The sequence below is a fragment of the Saccharospirillum sp. ABV4_185 genome (assembly GCF_056159245.1).
Window position 1 is genome coordinate 62,064 of the sequence record NZ_JBSWUW010000003.1, and the last position, 19,539, is coordinate 81,602.

16 protein-coding genes are annotated in these 19,539 nt (G+C 56.7%); 10 read left to right on the forward strand and 6 right to left on the reverse strand.

Annotated elements, in window-relative coordinates:
- Positions 1 to 71 precede the first annotated feature (71 nt).
- Genes ACXAE6_RS18475 through ACXAE6_RS18485 form a run of 3 tightly spaced genes read right to left on the reverse strand, consistent with a single transcriptional unit; the run spans position 72 to position 2,644 of the window.
- Positions 72 to 794, reverse strand: a complete 723-nt coding sequence (locus ACXAE6_RS18475; RefSeq protein ID WP_475152816.1) for a TSUP family transporter — start codon at positions 792 to 794, stop codon at positions 72 to 74.
- A complete protein-coding gene (locus ACXAE6_RS18480; RefSeq protein ID WP_475152820.1) occupies positions 794 to 1,744 on the reverse strand; it encodes a nucleoside hydrolase in 951 nt (316 codons plus the stop codon). The genes ACXAE6_RS18475 and ACXAE6_RS18480 overlap by 1 nt, the downstream gene beginning before the upstream one ends.
- 3 nt (positions 1,745 to 1,747) lie before the next feature.
- Positions 1,748 to 2,644, reverse strand: a complete 897-nt coding sequence (locus ACXAE6_RS18485) for a ribokinase (protein WP_475152824.1) — start codon at positions 2,642 to 2,644, stop codon at positions 1,748 to 1,750.
- Positions 2,645 to 2,732: 88 nt separating this feature from the next.
- On the opposite strand from ACXAE6_RS18485, the gene ACXAE6_RS18490 reads away from it, so the two are divergent.
- From ACXAE6_RS18490 to ACXAE6_RS18520, 7 genes are read left to right on the forward strand one after another with little or no spacing between them, the layout of a single operon-like run.
- Positions 2,733 to 3,158 (forward strand): HIT family protein, encoded by a 426-nt coding sequence (locus ACXAE6_RS18490; RefSeq protein ID WP_475152826.1) that lies wholly within the window; start codon positions 2,733 to 2,735, stop codon positions 3,156 to 3,158.
- 10 nt (positions 3,159 to 3,168) lie between these two features.
- Entirely contained in the window at positions 3,169 to 3,573 is a 405-nt protein-coding gene (locus ACXAE6_RS18495; protein WP_475152829.1) for a GFA family protein, read from the forward strand.
- Complete coding sequence (gene ggt, locus ACXAE6_RS18500; RefSeq protein WP_475152835.1) at positions 3,574 to 5,298, forward strand: gamma-glutamyltransferase; 1,725 nt, start codon at positions 3,574 to 3,576, stop codon at positions 5,296 to 5,298.
- A complete protein-coding gene (locus ACXAE6_RS18505; RefSeq protein WP_475152841.1) occupies positions 5,295 to 6,284 on the forward strand; it encodes an amidoligase family protein in 990 nt (329 codons plus the stop codon). Before ggt ends, ACXAE6_RS18505 begins: the two co-directional genes overlap by 4 nt.
- A complete protein-coding gene (locus ACXAE6_RS18510) occupies positions 6,260 to 6,919 on the forward strand; it encodes a gamma-glutamyl-gamma-aminobutyrate hydrolase family protein (RefSeq protein ID WP_475152846.1) in 660 nt (219 codons plus the stop codon). The genes ACXAE6_RS18505 and ACXAE6_RS18510 overlap by 25 nt, the downstream gene beginning before the upstream one ends.
- A 9-nt stretch (positions 6,920 to 6,928) precedes the next feature.
- The gene (locus ACXAE6_RS18515) at positions 6,929 to 7,993 is read left to right on the forward strand and encodes a lysylphosphatidylglycerol synthase transmembrane domain-containing protein (RefSeq protein WP_475152851.1); all 1,065 of its coding nucleotides are present in this window, start codon (positions 6,929 to 6,931) and stop codon (positions 7,991 to 7,993) included.
- Positions 7,990 to 10,242, forward strand: coding sequence for a glycosyltransferase (locus ACXAE6_RS18520; RefSeq protein ID WP_475152856.1), 2,253 nt, complete (start codon positions 7,990 to 7,992; stop codon positions 10,240 to 10,242). Before ACXAE6_RS18515 ends, ACXAE6_RS18520 begins: the two co-directional genes overlap by 4 nt.
- Before the next feature lie 158 nt (positions 10,243 to 10,400).
- Here ACXAE6_RS18520 and ACXAE6_RS18525 read toward each other — a convergent pair whose 3' ends face one another.
- The gene (locus tag ACXAE6_RS18525; protein ID WP_475152861.1) at positions 10,401 to 11,915 is read right to left on the reverse strand and encodes a fumarate hydratase; all 1,515 of its coding nucleotides are present in this window, start codon (positions 11,913 to 11,915) and stop codon (positions 10,401 to 10,403) included.
- Between the two features lie 206 nt (positions 11,916 to 12,121).
- Here ACXAE6_RS18525 and ACXAE6_RS18530 point away from each other — a divergent pair, with 206 nt between their 5' ends.
- Positions 12,122 to 12,871 carry an enoyl-CoA hydratase gene (locus tag ACXAE6_RS18530; RefSeq protein WP_475152866.1) on the forward strand — a complete coding sequence of 250 codons (750 nt, stop codon included), beginning with the start codon at positions 12,122 to 12,124 and terminating at the stop codon, positions 12,869 to 12,871.
- A gap of 7 nt (positions 12,872 to 12,878) precedes the next feature.
- Here ACXAE6_RS18530 and ACXAE6_RS18535 read toward each other — a convergent pair whose 3' ends face one another.
- A complete protein-coding gene (locus ACXAE6_RS18535; protein ID WP_475152872.1) occupies positions 12,879 to 14,054 on the reverse strand; it encodes a benzoate/H(+) symporter BenE family transporter in 1,176 nt (391 codons plus the stop codon).
- 108 nt (positions 14,055 to 14,162) lie between these two features.
- Between ACXAE6_RS18535 and ACXAE6_RS18540 the strand changes: the two genes are divergently transcribed.
- The gene (locus tag ACXAE6_RS18540; RefSeq protein WP_475152875.1) at positions 14,163 to 14,714 is read left to right on the forward strand and encodes a helix-turn-helix domain-containing protein; all 552 of its coding nucleotides are present in this window, start codon (positions 14,163 to 14,165) and stop codon (positions 14,712 to 14,714) included.
- A 273-nt stretch (positions 14,715 to 14,987) separates the two neighbouring features.
- Here the strand turns inward: ACXAE6_RS18540 and sbcB are convergent, their stop codons facing one another.
- Complete coding sequence (sbcB, locus tag ACXAE6_RS18545) at positions 14,988 to 16,517, reverse strand: exodeoxyribonuclease I (RefSeq protein ID WP_475152878.1); 1,530 nt, start codon at positions 16,515 to 16,517, stop codon at positions 14,988 to 14,990.
- A gap of 152 nt (positions 16,518 to 16,669) precedes the next feature.
- On the opposite strand from sbcB, the gene ACXAE6_RS18550 reads away from it, so the two are divergent.
- Complete coding sequence (locus tag ACXAE6_RS18550) at positions 16,670 to 19,369, forward strand: DUF349 domain-containing protein (protein ID WP_475152883.1); 2,700 nt, start codon at positions 16,670 to 16,672, stop codon at positions 19,367 to 19,369.
- Positions 19,370 to 19,539 lie beyond the last annotated feature (170 nt).

Below are 19,539 nucleotides of genomic sequence, written 5' to 3' on the forward strand. Positions count from 1 at the left end.
CCTCCAGCGATGCGCGCAGAGCGCCACCTTAGCACAGCGATTTGACCACTGTCTTACAGCCTTACATCGCTTTAGCTATGGAAGAATACGGCTCCAGACATCGCCATACCGGCAGAAAGTGAACACAGAATCAGCAGCAGGGGACGGAAGCGACTGTCGACCCAGTTCTGGCACAGTCGACCGAGCGCAAAGCCGAGCAAGGCGGCGGGCACAAAAGACAGACTTTCCAGCCACAGCCTGGGCGTCAACAAACCCGCAAATTGATAACTAACCAGCGACAACACGCAGCTGTAGGCAAAATAGAACGCCAGATTAGCGCGGATGGTGCGGGCTTTGCCGTGCTGCATCACCAGCGCCATGGGTGGACCGCCAATGGAGGTGGTAGCGCCCATCACACCGGAGACAAAACCGGCCATGCCCAGGCGGGTCGGCGTGGCTTCAAAGGCGCGGCCCAAAGCGCTGATCAGCACCGCCAGTAACACCGCGCCAGCGACCAGCAACTGCAGCGCCTGCACCGGCAGTTGCAGCAGAATCCAGGTGCCGACGATGGTGCCGGGAATGCGCGTGATGATGGGTGCCAGCATGGCGCGAATTTGCATATCGTGACGCAGATGCCAGATGTTCATTAACGACAGCACCAAGGCGGTGACCGTCAGCACCACTGGCACCCATTCAGGGCGCAGCACCACAATAATGGGCGCAGCCAATACCGCCATGCCGAAACCGAGCGCGGTTTGAATCAGGCAACCGGCGGCCAATGCCAGGGCGCACAGCCACCAGACCAGATCGAACATCAGGAAGCGTCCGACAGGCGTTGCTCGAACAGCTTAAGCACGCGCACGTCGTCCACCTCAAAGGCGACCTTGATTAACGGCCGGTCGGCCCAGCCTTCGGTTGGGAAGTCGCGACCTTCCGGTGCCATCATGGTTTGACCCAAGGCCAGCCCTTCGGTGGCGACACGAATACGGCCATGACGGCAACCGAACAGACTGGGGTCGAGCACGTAGGCAATGGTTGCCGCGTCGTGGAAATAGCAGCCGTCGACGCCCAGAGCGGCCCGATAAAAATCGAAATAGTGCTGCGCGGCCTTATTCAGAAAGCCGCCCTGGACCGGGTTGGCTGCTTCGATGCGTTCCATAACGGTGGTTTTCAGCAGAACCTGATGAGTGACATCCAGACCAATCATGGTCACCGGCCAGTCGGCGCCGAACACCCGGTCGGCAGCGTGCGGATCGTTGATGATGTTGGCTTCGGCGACCGGGCTGACGTTGCCGGTTTCATGCACCGCCCCGCCCATCAACACCACTTCTTTGACTTTGCCAGTGATGCCCGGATCGAGTTCCAGCGCCAAAGCCAGGTTGGTCAGCGGGCCGAGTGGGATCAGCGTGATTTCGCCCGGGTAAGCATTGACCGATTCAACAATAAACTCAGCAGCAGAGCGCGGGTCGATAACGCCTTCAGCCTGAGGCCAATCGATATTGCCGAAGCCATCGGTGCCGTGCACATAATCAGAGTGCGGACGCGGCGGCATCCCCAGCGGCACGGTGGCACCCTGGGCGACAGCAACCTGGGTGCCGGCCAATTGGCACAGCGTTAACGCATTGCGTGCGCCCAGTTCGGCACTGACGTTGCCAAAAATGCTGGTCAGACCCATGACCTCAAGCTCCGGTGAGCGGAAGGCAAAGAGGATTGCCATGGCGTCGTCGATGCCCGGATCGGTGTCGATAATAATGCGTTGAGTCATGGTTCAATCCTGATGTTCGCTGAGAAAAGCATCGACCTCAGCCTTGTTGGGTATAGAGACAGAAGCGCCCAGCCGGGTGACGCACAGAGCGGCGGCAGCATTGCCACGACGCAGCGCAGCGCTAACGTCCAGACCCTCGGCCAAGGCCGCCAGACAATAGCCGATAAAGGTATCGCCAGCGGCCGTGGTATCGACGGCCTCGACTTTATAGGCCGGTACGCTGTGACGACCGTCCGGGCTGATATGCACCACACCTAAGCTGCCCAGCGTCAACAGGATGCGCAACTGCGGATAGTCACGCAGCAGAGCGGCTTCAGCCGCTTCGACGCTGTCGGTATCGGTCAGATCCATAGCTTCGACTTCGTTGACGATCAGCAAATCGACTTTCGCCAGCAGCGGTTTGACCGCATCAGCCACCATGGGCGCCGGGTTAAAAGCGATGCGCAAACCAAGGGCGGAGGCTTTATCCATGGCCTCGGCCAAGGCATTGGTTTCGTGTTGCAGCAGCAGCCAATCGCCTGAGTTGGCATCGCTTAAGGCCGCATCAATTTGCGCATTGCTCAGCTGATGATTGGTGCCAGGGTAGAGCAAAATGGAATTCTCGGCTGCCGCCGTCAGTTGAATGATGGCGTGGCCGCTGGCGGCGTCGAGTTGAGCGATGTGATCGGTACTGACGCCGGCCTCACTCAGTTGTTCGATGACCCAGGCATCGGCTTGGCTGATCGCACCAATATGCTGCGTCTTAGCACCGGCACGCGCCAAAGCGATGGATTGATTGGCACCTTTGCCACCTAAGACAGTGCGATAGTCAGTCGAGGCGAGGGTTTCACCGGGGCGGACAAAATGGTCCACGCGATAGAGGTGGTCGATATTGATCGAACCCAGGTTGAAGACGGTCATGCACAATTCCTTGATAAGCGGTGCGCCGTTTTGTGCCGCCGGGAAATCCGCTAAGCTGGCGCAACCTTTTCAGTGTGCGGAGCTTACCATGGCCTATGACTCGGACAATATTTTCGCCAAGATGCTGCGCGGGGAAATCCCCGCCATCAAGGTGTATGAAGATGATGACACCCTGGCCTTTATGGACATCATGCCTCAGGCCGAAGGTCATACTTTGGTCATTCCCAAAATGGCCGCCGAAACTATTTTTGATCTGACGGATGACGCCAGCGCGGCCTGGATGCGCACCGTGCGTAACGTCAGCGCAGCGGTGAAAAAAGCCTTCGATGCACCGGGCATCGTGCTGTTTCAATTAAACGGCAAAGGCGCCGGTCAGACGGTGCCGCATGTGCACTTTCACATCATTCCCGGCTCCATTGCCGACCTGCGCAAACCGCACGGCAGTGAGATGGCCGACACCGAACAACTGAAATCACAGGCCGCGCAGATTAAGGCGGCGCTGGCTGATCTTTGAGGTGACTGCCATGACCCGGGCTTCTTGTTTGTGCGGCGGCGTGCAGATCAGCGCCAAGCTGCAACCCAACACCGCCAGTCATTGCCATTGCCAGATGTGTCGCAAGCAACACGGCGCAGCCTTCGGCAGTTACATAAATGTGGCGCGCGATGATTTGCACTATGAGCAAGGTGAAGAGCTGTTAGTGACTTACCGATCCTCCGTCATTGCCAGTCGGGTTTTCTGTGGTCGCTGTGGTTCGACTTTGCTGTTTGTCGACCATGAACGTCCTCAGATACTGGGCCTCGCCTTGGGCGTCTTGGATGAAGAACCCGGCAGCGCACCGGTTCAGCATATTTTTTATGGTGATCGTCCGGCCTGGTCCGGTCCATACGACGATGGCTTGCCCAAGTACGACGGCGACAGCGGTCTTTGAATGAGACCCTTATCGCTGGCGATTTCGCTGTGCCTGTTGCTGTTTGCCTGCGCTGAACCTGAGCAGAACATCGATCTGACACCCAAGGTTTCAGCCTTGGGAAGCGCTGCCATCAGTTCGCCCGATCCGCTGGCCACGGCGGTCGGTTTGGAGGTGTTAAAAAACGGCGGTAATGCCGTCGATGCAGCGGTCGCCATGGCGCTGATGCTTGGCTTTGTCGAAGCGCCGGAAACCGGCTTGGGTGGTGGTGGTTTTCTGTTGCATTACCGCGCCGCCGATCAACAAGTGCATTTCTATGATGGCCGCGAAACCGCTCCGCAAACAGCCGATCCCGATCGATTTACCCTGTTGAATTTCCCCGTTCCCTGGTTCGCTGCTGTGCCGACCGGCCGTGCCGTCGGCGTGCCGGGTTTGCCGGCTTTATTAGGGCAGGTGCACCGCGAGCACGGCGTTTTACCCTGGGCCGACCTGGTGGCTCCAGCGGCGCAAGCAGCGCGCCAGGGAGTGCCTATGCCGGTACGTTTATCGCAGCAAATTGAGCGGGATTTTTCGCTGCGACTGTTTGCCGATACGCGGCGTTATTTTCGCGCTCAGCAAGCGCAGCAACCGTCGCATCTGGTGAATCCGGAACTGGCAGATACGTTGGATCGTCTGGCAAGCGAGGGCGCCGAGGCGTTTTATCGGCCGCCTATTTCATCAGCCATTATTGGACGCGCCAGCCGGGGTTTGATCTGGCCATCCGATCTGACGCAAAGCGATTTTGATCACTACCAGGCCAAGCAGCGACCGGCTGTCTGCGCGCCTTATCGACAGTGGCATTTATGCACTCTTGGTCCGCCATCATCCGGCGGCATTGCTGTGTTGCAAACGCTTGGCATCCTGCAATATTTTCCGCTGGAGGTACGTCGTCCGGATGATCCTGAAGCCTGGCATTGGATCCTCGAAGCCAGCCGTCTGGCCTTTGCCGATCGCAACCGCTACGTCGGCGATCCGGATGTCGTGGACGTGCCGGTTGAGGCGCTGTTGGCAGAGGATTATCTGGCTGCTCGTGCTCAATTAATTGGGCCGCGGGCGCGCTCGATTATTCATTATGGCGAGCCGGAATCAGAGCAACACGAAGCGATTTTTTCGCTACCGGACAGCCCGGTACGTGACGGCACCTCCCATCTCAGTGTGGTCGATGCCCAGGGCAATATCGTGGCGCTGACCAGTTCCAACGAAAAACCTTTTGGCGCGCGGATGATGGCCGGCGGTTTTGTGCTCAACAATCAACTGACCGACTTTACCTTCGATGCCCAGGCCGACTTTGGTGTGCATCCCAATGCCCCCGGGCCTGGCAAACGTCCGCGCTCATCAATGACGCCGATAATGGTTTTTGATGACGACGGCGAGCCGGTGTTGGTCGTGGGATCGCGAGGCGGCAGCCGCATCATCGGTTATGTCCTCAAGACACTGATCGCCACGCTCGACTGGGGCTTGCCGGTTGAACAAGCCATAGCCTTGCCCAACGTGCTGTACAATGGTCGAACGGTGGAAGTTGAAGCTGGAACCGCGGCGGAAAACTGGTCGCAAGCCTTACGCGACTTTGGCCACCCAATCGACCTTCGTTCACTGACCAGCGGTGTGCATGCGCTTCAGCGTTATTCGGACGGCTGGCGTGGTGCGGCTGATCCGCGCTTGGAAGGTGAGGCGCAAGCTTGGACCCCTAAGGAGAACAGACCGTGATCGTGGATTTGCCGAGCACCAAAACTGAGTCTGGTGAGGAACGTCGTGTCGGCGTCGAGATCGAAATGAATGGCGTGCCATTAACACAACTGGCACAACTGATTGCCGATGAATTAGACCTGACACTGAGTTCTGAAGGTCGTTATCAGTATCGGTTGACCGGCGATTCAGCCGGTGACTGGGAAGTGGAAGTCGATTTCCGGCTGCTCAAGGAAATGGGGCAACAGGAATATCAGCAAGGCGAATGGGGCGATGAAATGAAGCAGCGACTGGAGTCGATGCTGCATCGCGTTTCCGAGCCCTTTGTGCCGCTGGAGCTGGTCAGTCCGCCGTTGCCCTTGTCGCGGCTGAATGAAGTTGAACGACTGAGCCAGCGTTTACATGACGCCGGCGCTAAGGGTTCCTCCGACCAACTGACCAATGCCTTTGGGCTGCAATTCAACCCGGAATTACCGGCGCTCGATGCCGATACTATCCGGCGTTATTTGCAGGCCTTTGTCTGTCTGGAAGAGTGGCTTAAACAACGCGATCAAACCGATTTTGCGCGCCGCGTCACGCCCTATATCGATGCCTTCCCGCGTGATTATATTCGCCACCTCTTAGCGCCCGATTATCGTCCCGATCTGGCCACCCTGATCGATGATTATCTGCATTGGAACCCCACCCGCAACCGGCCACTGGATATGCTGCCGCTGTTCACCGAACTGGATGAGCCACGGGTCCGGGCAGTGACCGATGATCCCCTGATCAAAGCCCGACCGACCTTTCATTACCGCTTGCCGGATTGCCAGATTCAACGCAGCGATTGGAGCCCAGCCTTGGCCTGGGATGATTGGTGCCAGGTGGAATTTCTGGCATTTGATGAAGCGCGCCTGGCCGATTGCAGCGCTGCATTTCGAAGCCATTTACGCAATCCATTAAAGCGTTGGTTTAAAGATTGGGTCGCACAATTGGAGGCGCAATGGCTGCACCCATCGTCGCCATAACCGGGCCGACTAAAGGCGCTATCGGTCCTCGTTTTTGTGTCGCTCTGGCGATCAAAATGGCCGGTGGTAAACCGCTGCAATTGCGACCGGGCGATCACTGGCGGGATGATTTTCAGGCGGTGGTTATCACCGGCGGGCACGATATCAATCCTGTGCTCTATGCCGAAGAACCGGAAGTCATGCCCAAGTATGATGAGCAACGCGATGCCTTCGAAAGCGCCATCATCGATGCGGCACTGGAACGCGATTGCCCGTTATTGGGAATATGTCGTGGTGCTCAGCTGTTAAATGTTCGGCGCGGCGGTACGCTTTTTCAGGACATTCGTTCACGTCGTCGGCGCACATCCAACCGTCGCACCTTATTGCCGACCAAAAACCTCCGGGTTGCAAGTGACAGTCGATGGTTGGGGCATTGGTCGCAGGCTCCGGGGCGCGTCAACAGCCTACATAACCAGGCGATGGATCGACTGGGAGAAGGGTTGAAGGTGGTGGCTCGCGATCAGGATGGCTTGATTCAAGCCGTTGAAGACCCATCTCTTTCGTTTGTGCTCGGCGTGCAGTGGCATCCCGAGTTTCTTTTATATCTGTCGCAGCAGCGGCACTTGTTTCGGCGCCTGGTCGAACAGGCCAGCTAAGGGAATACCATGACCAATAGTACTCATCGCGCTTCGTCGGGGGCGAGGGAAGGCACTCCGAATACCCAGCGTTTACTGCTGTTTACGCTGCTGTTTATTGGTCTCAGCCTGGCCGGTGTTTATGCCGTTTACAGCCAGGTAGCCGGACATTCATTGAGTTGGGATAACCGCTTGCTGGCGCCTTCTGCCTTGGCTGGTTATGCGCTCTTGCTGGTTATTTATTTTGCCTCCGATGCATTACGGCTGTGGTACACCTTGCGCGCCTTGGGCGAAAAGGTGCCCTTGTCGTCCATGGGCCGGCTGGTGTTTTTGAATGTCTTTGTCTCCAACGTCACGCCGATGGCTACCGGTGGCGGTTTTGCCCAGGTGTGGTTTTTACAGCGTCGTGGTGTGGCCATTGGCACCGCCATGACAGCGACCACCATTCGTACCGTTCTCGCGGTGCTGTTTATTTTCGGCGCCACTCCGGTGTTATTGCTGACCTTGCCGGGCGCGGAATCGGCAGCGCAACAGTCGTCCTTAGTCTCTACCTTGATTGTCTGCGTGGTGCTCTATTTAAGTTTCTTTGCGGTGCTTTTATTAAGGCCCTCCTGGCTAGCGCGGCCGCTGTTGTTCTGTTTGAAATTGCTGCGTGTTTTTCATTTGATCAGCGCGGCGCGACAGCGTCGCTGGCGCTTGCGTCTGGTGCGGGAACTGCGTCGTTTCGCGCAAGGATTCGGACGCTATTTCAGTGGTCGCTGGCGCGATATTCTGGCGTCCTGGTTGTTTACCGCCTTGTTTCTGTTGTCGCTGTTTTCATTCCCGGCGCTGCTGTGTTGGGCGTTGGGTTATGACTTGTCTTATTGGCTGGTGGTCGGCCGTATGGTGATCACGACCTTTGTAATGTATTTCTCCCCAACACCGGGCGCTTCCGGTATTGCCGAAGGCGTGTTCGGTCACTTCTTCTCCGATGTATTGACGGCCGGTCATTTGGTACTGGTGACGGTTGGCTGGCGTGCTTTGACCATCTACCTGGGTATGTTGATCGGTATCTTCGTTACTCAGCGTGAACTGACAGACGGAGCCCCAAAATGACAATAAAAGGCTGGTTCACTCCACGACGACTGAAGTTTATTTTTTACATTAATATCCTGTTGATACTGTCGTTAGTCGGTTATCGAATTTACCTGGTTTATTTTGAGCAGGATTATTCAGCGGTCCATGCGCACCAGATTGAAGCGGTGCAGGAAAAGTTGGCCGGTCATAGTGAGCTGTCTTTTGCTGTGGTGGGCAACATCAACAACTCGGTGGGCGTCTTTGAGCGCACCATGATTCCTATCATTAACAAAACCGAATCTGATTTTTTGGTGTCCGCCGGTAATGCGGTCAGCGGTGGGGGTGAAGATAAGTATCGCGCGCTGTACCGTTCGCTGAGCCATCTTGAGATGCCCTATCTGCTAACGGTCGGTGAGAATGAAACCAGCATCTTTGGTTCTTTCCATTTCTACGAACACTTTGGTCCATATTTTTATTCGTTCAAGGCCGGTAACAGTCAGTTTATTTTTCTGGATACCACTGACCCGGACGCTTACGAATTCCAGTTGTATTGGTTGAATCAGCAGTTACTTGATGACCAGCCAAAGCATCGCTTTGTATTTTTAGGTGATGCGCTGTTAAAACCGATGCAGGAAACACCGGTGGATTTCGCCGAAGATTATCTGGCCGATGAAGCCTTCGGTCAGCAATTACAGACGATCTTCAGTCGCCATCAGGTAACGGCAGTATTCTCTTCCGATCTGCATTTATTCGATCGCCAGACTCACAAAGGCGTTGAATATATCACCACCGGTGGTGCCGGCGGTCTGGTGATCAATAACGATACCAGCTTCTATCACTACGTGACTGTTAAGGTCGATGGTGATGACGTCAGCATCGATATGCAGCGTCTTGATATTGGCCAGAATCAGTTCTTAAAAACGCTCGAAAGCCTGTGGTTTTTTGTGCATTCATTGTTCTATGTTGGTCATCTGAATTTTTTGCTGGTGCTCTTTGCCCTGACGGCCCTGGCGATCAAGCTGTATACCTCGGTCTTTGTTGATCGCGATTACTATCCGAACTTTGACCTCGATGTGAAGCCCTTTCGTGACAAGGCGCTGCGCGTGATGATGGTGACCAATAACTATCTGCCCTTTATCGGTGGTGTACCGATTTCGATTGAGCGTTTGCGCCGTGGCCTGGTGGCACTGGGACACAAAGTTTTAATTATTTCGCCGAGCTATAAGGATCAGGATAAAAACGAAAATAAAGACGAAATTGTCCGTCTGCGTTCCTGGGTGACGCTGGGTAAAAGCGGTGAGTTTCGCATGGCGAATCCGATCTCACGCCGTGCCCGTCGCGCCATGATGGCGTTTAAACCCGATCTGGTGCATATCCATCATCCGTTCTGGCTCGGTTGGTTTGGCCTGCTCTGGGCGAAGGCGTTGCGCGTGCCGGCGGTTTACACCTACCACACCCGCTTGGAGCATTACTCACATTATGTGCCTTTGCCAGGCCCGTTGTTCCGCAATCTTATTTCGCACTCTTTGGTCCGTCGCTTTGCCAATCGCTGTGCCGGCGTCATTGTGCCGACCCAGTCGGCGGAGGAATATCTGCGCGTGATCGGGGTAACGACCAATCTTTATGTGCAGCCGACGGGAATTGATTTTGAACGCTTCCAACAACGCGATGAAAAAGCCGTCGAGAAACTGCGCACTGATTGGGGAATTGCCAAAGACGATTGTGTATTCGTGTCGGTATCGCGGTTAAGCAAAGAGAAAAATATTTATTTTATTATCGATGCTCTGGCGGCATTGCGACGTCGCAGTGAACGTTCTTTTCATTGCCTGTTAATTGGTGACGGTGAAGAACGTGATGCTTTGCAGCAACGCATCGATGACAAAAACCTGAGCGATTGTGTGCATCTGGTAGGCCCGGTCCCGCCCGATGAGATGGCGCTCTATTACCAGCTTGGCGATGCCTTTGTGTTCGCGTCCAAATCCGAAACCCAGGGTATGGTGATTCTCGAAGCCATGGCGGCGCGTTTGCCGGTGGTGGCGGTGCGCTCCAGCGGTATCGACGATGTGGTGCGCGAAGGTTACAACGGTTTTAAAACCCGTGAAGATCGCAAGCTCTGGTTGGAAAAGGTGCAATATTTACTGGAGAACGATGCCGAGCGGGAGCGGTTGGCGGATCAGGCGTTGAACTTTGCGCGTGACTTTGCCATTGATCGCTTTGCCGATGATGTCGCTGGTATTTATGCCCATGTGTTGGCGAGTGAAGCGGAGCGTAAGCGGGGAGACGCTTGACGGGAGACGCTGTTTTGCGCCTGGCGGCGCGGGAAACGGAAGACGCTGGACGCCTGATGCCGGATACGAAAAAGGGAGCCACCTGACGGTGACTCCCTTTTAGTTGCGGCAAGATGCGAAATTTTAGGCGAGGGTTTCGCTATTCAGCGTCTCCCGTCTCAACCCACTTCCTTCGCCAAAATCTTCGCCGCCCACTGTTGCGGACCGGTCTTGTGCACCGAGTCGCCGTTGGTATCGACCGCGACGGTGACCGGCATATCCACCACATCAAACTCGTAGATGGCTTCCATACCCAGGTCTTCGAAGGCCACCACCTTAGCGTTGCGAATGGCTTTGGATACCAGGTAAGCCGCGCCGCCGACGGCCATCAGATAGCTGGCTTTGTGCTTGGCGATGGCTTCGATGGCGATGGGGCCGCGCTCGGCCTTGCCAACCATGCCGATCAAACCGGTGTGTTCGAGCACGGTGTCGGTGAATTTGTCCATGCGCGTGGCCGTCGTCGGGCCGGCTGGGCCGACCACTTCGTCGCGCACCGGATCGACCGGACCCACGTAGTAGATCAGCTTATTGGTCAGATCGACCGGCAGCTGCTCACCCTTGTTGATCATATCGACCATGCGCTTGTGGGCAGCATCGCGGCCGGTATACATCTTGCCGTTCAACAGCAGGGTATCGCCCGGCTCCCACGCCAGCATTTCTTCTTTGGTCAGGGTGTCCAGATTGACCTTGCGCGCCGTGGGACCTGCGTCCCAGACGATATCCGGCCAGTCTTCCAGGCGTGGGTGTTTAAGGTCGGCCGGGCCGCTGCCGTCGAGCTTGAAGTGGGTGTGGCGAGTGGCGGCGCAGTTAGGAATGATCGCCACCGGCTTGTTAGCCGCGTGGGTCGGTGCTTCCATGACTTTAACGTCGAGCACAGTGGTCAGGCCGCCCAGGCCTTGAGCGCCGATGCCCAGCTTGTTGACGCCTTCGAAGATTTCCAGGCGCAACTCTTCGCCACGGTTTTGTGGGCCGCGCGCTTTCAGTTCGTTGATGTCGATCGGCTCTAATAAGGATTCTTTGGCCATCAACATGGCTTTTTCGGCGGTGCCACCGATGCCGATGCCGAGCATGCCCGGCGGACACCAGCCGGCGCCCATTTCCGGCACGACTTTCAGCACCCAGTCGAGGATTGAATCAGACGGGTTCAGCATGGCGAACTTGGATTTGGCTTCACTGCCGCCGCCCTTGGCCGCGACGTGCACTTCCAGGGTATCGCCGGGTACCAGACGGGTATGGATCACCGCCGGGGTGTTGTCCTTGGTGTTCTGGCGTTTGCCATCGGGGTCGGCCAGTACCGACGCGCGCAGCACGTTATCCGGGTGGGTGTAGGCGCGACGCACGCCTTCGTTGACCATGTCTTCCACGCCCATGGTGGCGTCATCGAAACGCACATTCATGCCGATGTTCAGAAAGACGGTGACGATGCCGGTGTCCTGGCAGATCGGCCGGTGGCCCTCGGCACACATGCGGCTGTTGAGCAGAATTTGCGCCATGGCGTCTTTGGCGGCCTTGGATTCTTCACGCTCATAGGCGGCATGAATGGCCTGAATAAAATCCTGGGGGTGGTAATAGGAAATAAACTGGAGGGCGTCGGCGACACTCTGGATAAGGTCGTCCTGCTTGATAGCCGTCATGAAGGTCTCCTGGCCGTGGGCGATGGCGGCGAAGTGTACACCAAAATCGCCGCTTTCGGAGTCATACCAAGGGGCTACATAGGGTTTCCTTGGCGGAACGATACGACTGGCCGCCTGGCTTTACAGTGCGAAACACCGTCCTAACTTTGCAAAATTCAAACGTTTGTTTAAATTGAACTGACAAAAACGCAGTGAGGACCTTCGCCATGACCGAGATTATCCAGCGTTTGAACAACGGTGTGCTTGAGTTAACCCTGAACCGGCCGGAGAAGCGTAACGCTCTGACGGAAGCGATGTACATTGAGCTGCACCGCGTTTTCAACGAAGCCAAGTTTGATGACGACGCCAAGGTGGTGCTGCTGTCGGGCCAGAAGTTCTGCTTTACCGCCGGTAATGATCTGAACGACTTTCTGGAAAAGCCGTTCGATGATGAATCGCCTGTGATGAAGTTTCTGAAAACCATGGCGGATTTTCCCAAGCCGATTGTCGCTGCCGTTAACGGACCGGCCGTCGGCATCGGTACCACCTTATTGTTGCATTGCGATCTGGTTTACAGCGGCGAGAGCGCCGTCTTCCAACTGCCGTTCGTCAATCTCGGTCTGGTGCCGGAATTTGCCTCTTCGGTGCTGTTGCCGCTGCGCGTTGGTCATAACAAGGCCGCTGAATGGCTGATGTTAGGCAAGTCGTTCGGTCCGCAGGAAGCCATGCAGGCGGGTTTGATTAACGCTGTGTTCGGTGACGAAAACTACCTCAACGCCGCCAACCAGCAGGCTCAGTTGCTGGCCGCCCAACCGACCGAGGCGATACAGGCGACCAAAAGACTGATGAAGCAGAGCTATATGAGCTTTATCCTCAACGCCATTGACGACGAAGCGCAGCAGTTTATGAAGCGGCTGAAAAGCGATGAATTCAAGCGCGCCGCCGAAGCCTTTCTAAGCGGTAAGGAAAAGGCTTAACCACCTGTTAAACGCTTCCCTTTAACCTTTTTAACAGGGGCTGGCGGCTGCGCACCAGATAGCCAAACACCAGCCCCCAAAAGGCGCCGCCAATGCCAAAGAGGCTGACATTGGCGGTGGTGACCAGCAGCGTCACCAGCGCCGCCTCGCGCTCGTTCTCATGCTGCAAAGCCATCACCAGCGCCGAACCCAGCGTCGGCAGCAAGGCCAAACCGGCCAGCGTCGCCAGATAAGCCGGCGGTACCGATTCGAAAAAGGCAACCACCGTCGCCGCCAGTACTCCCAGCAACACATAGAAAACACCCGCCGAGACCGCTGCGGTATAGCGCTTGCGCTTGTCTGGATGAGCATCCTCGGTCATGCACAGCGCAGCGGTAATGGCGGCCAGGTTCAGCGCGAAAGCACCAAAGGGCGCGAGCAGGGTGGTGGTCGCACCCGTCCACTTGAGCATGGACGAAGTAGGCGACGGATAGCCAGCAGCCGTCAGGGTCGCGATGCCAGGCAGGTTCTGGGAGGCCATGGTGACCAGAAACAACGGCAAGCTCAGCGACAGCAGCGCCTGCCAGGAAAATTCCGGGCCCTGCCAGACCGGCTTACCCAGCGCCCACTGCCATTGATCAGTGGCAACCTGATCGAGCGATAACGCCAGCGCTAACCCTAGCGCCGCGACAATCAGCACCGCAAAACGCGGCGCCCAGAGCCGCGCCAGAAAATAGCTCACCACCATGGTGCCCGACAGCAAGGGCGCCTCGTTCAGCGCAGCGAAGGCATCCAGACCGAAGGGCAGCAGTACCCCGGCGAGCATGGCGCCGGCAATGGCCGGGCTCAGTTTGCGGGTCAGCTTTTCGGCCTGACCGCTTAAACCGGCAAGCAGAATCAACAAGCCGGTAGCGATAAAAGCTCCAATGGCCTGGCCCAGCGAAAAGTCCCCGAGACTGACCGCCAACACCGCTGCGCCCGGTGTCGACCAGGCGGTGACCAGCGGCAACCGGTGTTGCAGCGATAAGCCAATGGACGTAATGCCCATACCCAGACCCAACGCCCATAACCAGGAACCGGCCTGGGCAGCATTGGTACCGGCCGCTGAGGCGGCCTGGAAAATGATCACCGCCGAACTGCTGAAACCGACCAGAACGGCGACTAATCCAGCGCTGATGCTGGCGGGGGAAAAATCTCTGAGCATGGGAACTCCTTGGCAATGACAGCGCGCTTTGGCCCGGCTGTGCGTTATAACGTACAATGCGCAGAACTCTATCACCGTGCGTTATAGCGCACAAGTAAGGTAGGCGGTATGACTGAAGAACTCACTAGCGGCTTAAAAGCCCTGCGCCAAAGTCGCGGCTGGAGCCTGGATGCGGCCGCCAAAGCGACGGGTGTCAGCAAGGCCATGCTGGGGCAGATCGAGCGTGGCGAATCCAGCCCGACGCTCAATACACTGTGGAAGCTGGCACGCGGCTACGAGCTGTCGTTTTCGCAACTGATGGCACCATTGACCACACCGGCCTATAGCGGCGATGCCCGGCTTGAACCGGCAGGCAGCGGTATCCGCGTGCGGCCGCTGATTCCGTTCGATGCGCAGCTGCGTTCAGAGTTGTTGGAGTTGGAACTGGCACCGGGGTGTTTACGCGAATCAGAAGCGCACGAAAGCGGTGTGGTGGAGCATGTGATTGTCATCGGTGGCTGGCTGTCGATATTCAGCGATGGCGATTGGCACCGATTGGGCCCAGGCGATGTCTGGCGCTTCAACGCCGATCAGCCACACGGTTACCGCAACGATTCAACCGAGCAGCCGGCCTGGCTGCATAATCTGATTTTTTATCCGCAGGGCAGGGCGGACAAATGAGAAGCCAGACAGCCATTGTCTGGCTTGGTTTCGCTTTTGAGAACTCTCTTATAGGTTCAAGTTGCTAGAGTAAGTTGGCTGCGTCGGATTGGCATGTGGCTAAAATTGCAATGATTCCTATAAGTACAACGAATCCGATAACTTGTTGCTGTATGCGATTAACTTTTCTTGAACGACCAGAACGTGTTGTTGGAATTCCCGTTGATCTGGCTACTGATCTTTTAATATTTTTTTTAGCAGACTTTGGCGAGAACATGGTTTAAACCCTTATTGTTAGTTGTCGAAAAGTCCTAATTGGGTATGTGCAGTTTCATTATTTACTTCTGTTTCATCAGTGGATTTTTTTGTTACTTCAGCTTCTTCAGTTAAGAAGTTTTGAGATTGTTGCTCCAACCAGCTTTTCACCTGCAACAACACCTGGGTATCCGGCTGTTCCTGCAGTAATTCTTCGGTGCGATCAAAGGCTTCCTGCCAGGTCAGGCTGGAACCCCAGTCGGCATCGGTCAGATTGACTCGGACCTGGTCGCGCCATTGCGCCGCCTCGCCAGCGCTCAGGCTGTCGAAGAAGTGCCGCGCCCGGGCGTTGAATACCAGAGTCTGCTGGCGATCATCGTGCAGGTCTTCAGCCAGGCCGGGCCAGGCTTCGGGTCGGTCGGTGCTGGCGCGAATGCGGTTCAGAATGCCGCGGTCATGATCGTCGATAAAGCCGGCATAAAGCGCGTGTTCCGGGTCGATAAAAGGCGCTCTATCTTCGTCGCGAAACACATCACGCGCCAGGGTAACCAGGTCGTGCCAGCGGTCGACAATGGCGCGATGGCGCTCAATGGCATCGCGGTCGATATTCAGCCGTTGCGCCACTTCGTCATCGAGCATGGCGTAAGGCGCGACCATGGGGCTGCGGTTTAAATGCAGGGTGCGCAACGGCACGCGCGGAATGCCGTCGGGCAAATCGTCGGTAGCGGTGTATAACCAGTCGCGCACTTGGTCGGCGTTGTGGTCGAGCAACCAGCTGGGGTCTTCGGTTAAATCCAGCACGATAATTTCGTTGCGTCGATCGGGATGTTCAATCAAGGGTAATTCCACCGCCAGGCAACCGCGCGCCGCCGGAATACGTCCGCTGACATGCAGATGCGGCTCGCGCGTATCGAATTTCAGTTGGCGTCGAACGGCGGCTTTGGTGCGCAGCTCCAGCGCGTAGTCGAACAGTTTTGGCTGATGCCGGCGAATCAGTCGCGCCAGCTCGATGGTCGCCAGTACATCGCTGACCGCATCGTGGGCGTTGCCGTGTTCAATGCCATTGGCTGCGGTCAGGTGTTCCAGTCTGAACGAAGGTGTGCCGTCGTCGTGCTTGGGCCAGTCGATACCTTCTGGCCGCAGCGCATGAGTCAGCCGCACCACATCAAGCAGATCCCAGCGGCTGTTGCCGTTGCGCCATTCGCGGCTGTAAGGATCGAGCAGGTTGCGATAGAAGAGGTGACGGCTGAATTCGTCGTCAAAGCGCAGCGAGTTATAACCGACGACACAGGTACCCGGTTCGGCCATCAGGGTTTGAATCTGCTCGGCAAACTGCCATTCACTAAGACCTTCCCGAGCGCACTCGGCCGGGTTAAGACCTGTCACCAAAGCGGCATCAGGAGAGACGACGCTGTCGGGCAGCGGCTTGCATTTCAGGTCGACCGGCGCGCCAATAATGTTCAGATTGGCATCGGTACGCACCGCAGCAAACTGGGCGATACCGTCGCGACGCGGCTGAATACCCCAGGTCTCGTAGTCGTACCAGAGAAAGCTCGATGGCTGGGTCATGGTGGTTTCCGGGCAAAGTCTTTAGGGTTTACACTGCTGGGCACCGCGCCGAAAGTTGGCTGTCTTCGGCCGCACCTAAGGGGCACTACCCTAGCACTGTTCGCCGATTCGAGGCACCTCTTGCCTCGTCCGGCCAGACGAGGTAAGGCAAGATGGCTGCGCTCTCCAAACTGTTCAATAACAAAAAAGCATCGAACACTCCGGTTAAATCCACCCAGAATACGGACCGAATTGAGCCGTCCGAGTTGGCGCAGCGCAGTCACAGTCAGGATCGCCGCCAGCGGCAAACGGCTCTGGCCGAACTTGCCAACCGACTCGACGATGGCCGCCTGGACGACGCCGAACTCGATAACCTGCCATTAACGCCGCTGGATCATCTCGCCTTACAGCTGCAACGCGATGCCCAGCTCGACGGCCTGTCCGACGAAGACTGTTACACGCTTGCCGTGGAAGGGTTTTCCGCTCAGGTTCGTAACGCAGCGGCTGAGCGACTTCGCGATCAGCAGCAACTCGAAGCACTGGCGCGGGCGGCCAAAGGCCACGACAAGGCGGTGTATCGCATCGCCCGGGATAAGCTCGATGCGCAGCGCGCCCGGGAGCGCGAACATCAGGCCGAGCGTGAGCAGGCACACAGCCTGGTGGAGCGAATGGAACGTCACGCCGAAGCCAGTCTCGACCCGCTCTATGTCGGCAAGCTGACCGCCTTGAATAATCAGTGGCAAGACTACCGGCAGCATGCAGAACCGAGCTGGCAACAGCGCTTTGAACAGGCCTGGCAAAAAGCCCAGGCAAGAGTGGCCGCAAGAGCGCAGACACCGCAGCAAGCAAGCGACGAGGCAACCACTGACGCCGTCGATTCAGCTAACGAATTAAACAATATCGATCAGCACCGCCAGGCGATTGTCGAACGTATTCTCGACGAACTGCGCGAACGCACCGATGCCTTGGATATCGACGATGCAGCGCTGCGCGATGCGCAGCATTTTTTAACCGACCAGCAACATCAATGGCAGGAAACCGAACAGCAATCGCGGCCGGACAAAACCGAAGAGCGCGCCTTCCATCGGCTGTGCACCGCCTTTGAAACGGCGCTGTCACATCAGGCGACCATCAGCCAGCGCTTTGGCCCAATGCAGACTTTGCTGACTCAGTTGGAAAGCTCGCCGGAAAAGCTGAACACCGAAGCTCAGGCTCTGGATGAATGGCTGCACGAACTCGACTGGCCGGAAAACACCCCCGCGCCACAACTCAAAGCCCGCGTCGAACAAGCGTTGGCGCGTCATCACGACCAGTTGGCGGAACATCATCAGGCGGAAATTCAGTCGGTACGTCAGGCTCGCGGTTTGATGCGCCGTTGTATGGCGGCCGTGAACGAAGGTCATCTGCGGCGCGCTTCCGGTTTATTGCATGGTGTCGAAGACACACTGGCGGAGCTGAAACACACCGCCCACCCAGGCTTATTCCGGCAACTGGAAGAAACCAAAAGTGCCGTCGAACAGTTACGCGACTGGCAGAGTTTCGCTGTCCAGCCGAAAAAAGAAGCCTTGATTGAACGCATGCGTGCTTTGATCGGCCAGTCGCTCGATCCACAGGATCGCGCTCGCACGATCCGACAAATGCAGGATGAATGGCGTCAACTCAGTCGAGGATTGCAAAACCAGCATCAGGAATTGTGGGAAAGCTTTCATGATCTGGCTCAGCAAGCCTATGAACCGTGCCGGGAATATTTTAATGAACAAAGCAAACTGCGCAGCCTGAACCTGAAAAAACGCCAGGAACTGGTGGAGCAACTCAAACAATACGAAGCGCTGATTCAAAACGGCGGTACGGACATCAAAGAACTCGATCGGGTCCTGAACATGGCGCGTCAGGACTGGCGGCGTTATTCACCGGTCGATCGCGCCGCCAACAAAGGCGTGCAAAAAGCCTTCGACGCCGCCATTAAACGACTGCGCGCTCAATTGCAGGACGAACAAGTCGATTTCCGGCGTGCCAAAGAAGCCATTATCGAACGAGCCCAGGCATTGCTCGATGAACCCGATACCCGCAAGGCCACCGAAACCGCCAAACAGTTTCAAAAGGAGTGGCAGCAGGTCGGCACCCTGGCTCGTCGTGATGAACAAAGTTTGTGGAAAGCTTTTCGGGTGGTGTGCGACGAATTATTCGCGCGACGCGGTCAGCAGGTGGAAGCCTTTAAAGCGGAACTGGATCAACATCGGCAGCAGGCTGAAGGCTTAATCGAGCAACTGGACGAGCTGGCCGAAACCGATCAACCAGTAGCCGAAAAAGCTCAGGTCGATGCGCTTAAAAAGCAATTTAAAGAGCTCGGCGCGCTGCCCAAAGCGCAACAAAAAAACCTTCAGGAACGGTTTGATAACGCCCTAAAACAGTTCGACGCCGCCTGTCGCGGACAACAACGGCAGCGCCAGGATCAGCGCTGGCAGGCGTTAATCGACTGGGTAGCGCAGGCCCGCTTCGATAACAGCGGCGCTGCCAGCCTGATTGAAAGCTTTGAGTCGCTGACATTACCGCCCGATGCCACCGACCTGGCCGACCATCTTGAACAGTGGCGCCAACCACCAAGCGATGAGGCTCTGACTCAGTTGCATCGTCGCACCGTCGAGCTGGAAGTGCTGGCGCAGATCGACAGCCCGGCCGAGGATAAAAACCTGCGCATGGAATTGCAGGTACAACGTCTGGCCGATGGCTTGGGTCAGAAGGTGGATCGGCAACGTATCGATCAGGCGGTGCTGGAATGGCTGGCCAGCGGTTCGGTCGAACGCTCTGCCTACGAGCAACTGGCAGCGCGAATGCAGGCCGCACGTCAGGCCTGGCTCGACAGAAAAAATTGAAAAAAATCAAAAAGTTAGTTGACACTGCAAGGCCCCGTCATTAGTATTCGCAGCCGTTGAAGGGAGGCGCCCAGACGCCGGTTTCTAAACCTTCTCAACAGTTTGATGCGGGGTGGAGCAGTCTGGTAGCTCGTCGGGCTCCCACACCGCAAAAGTCGAAGGGAGTAACA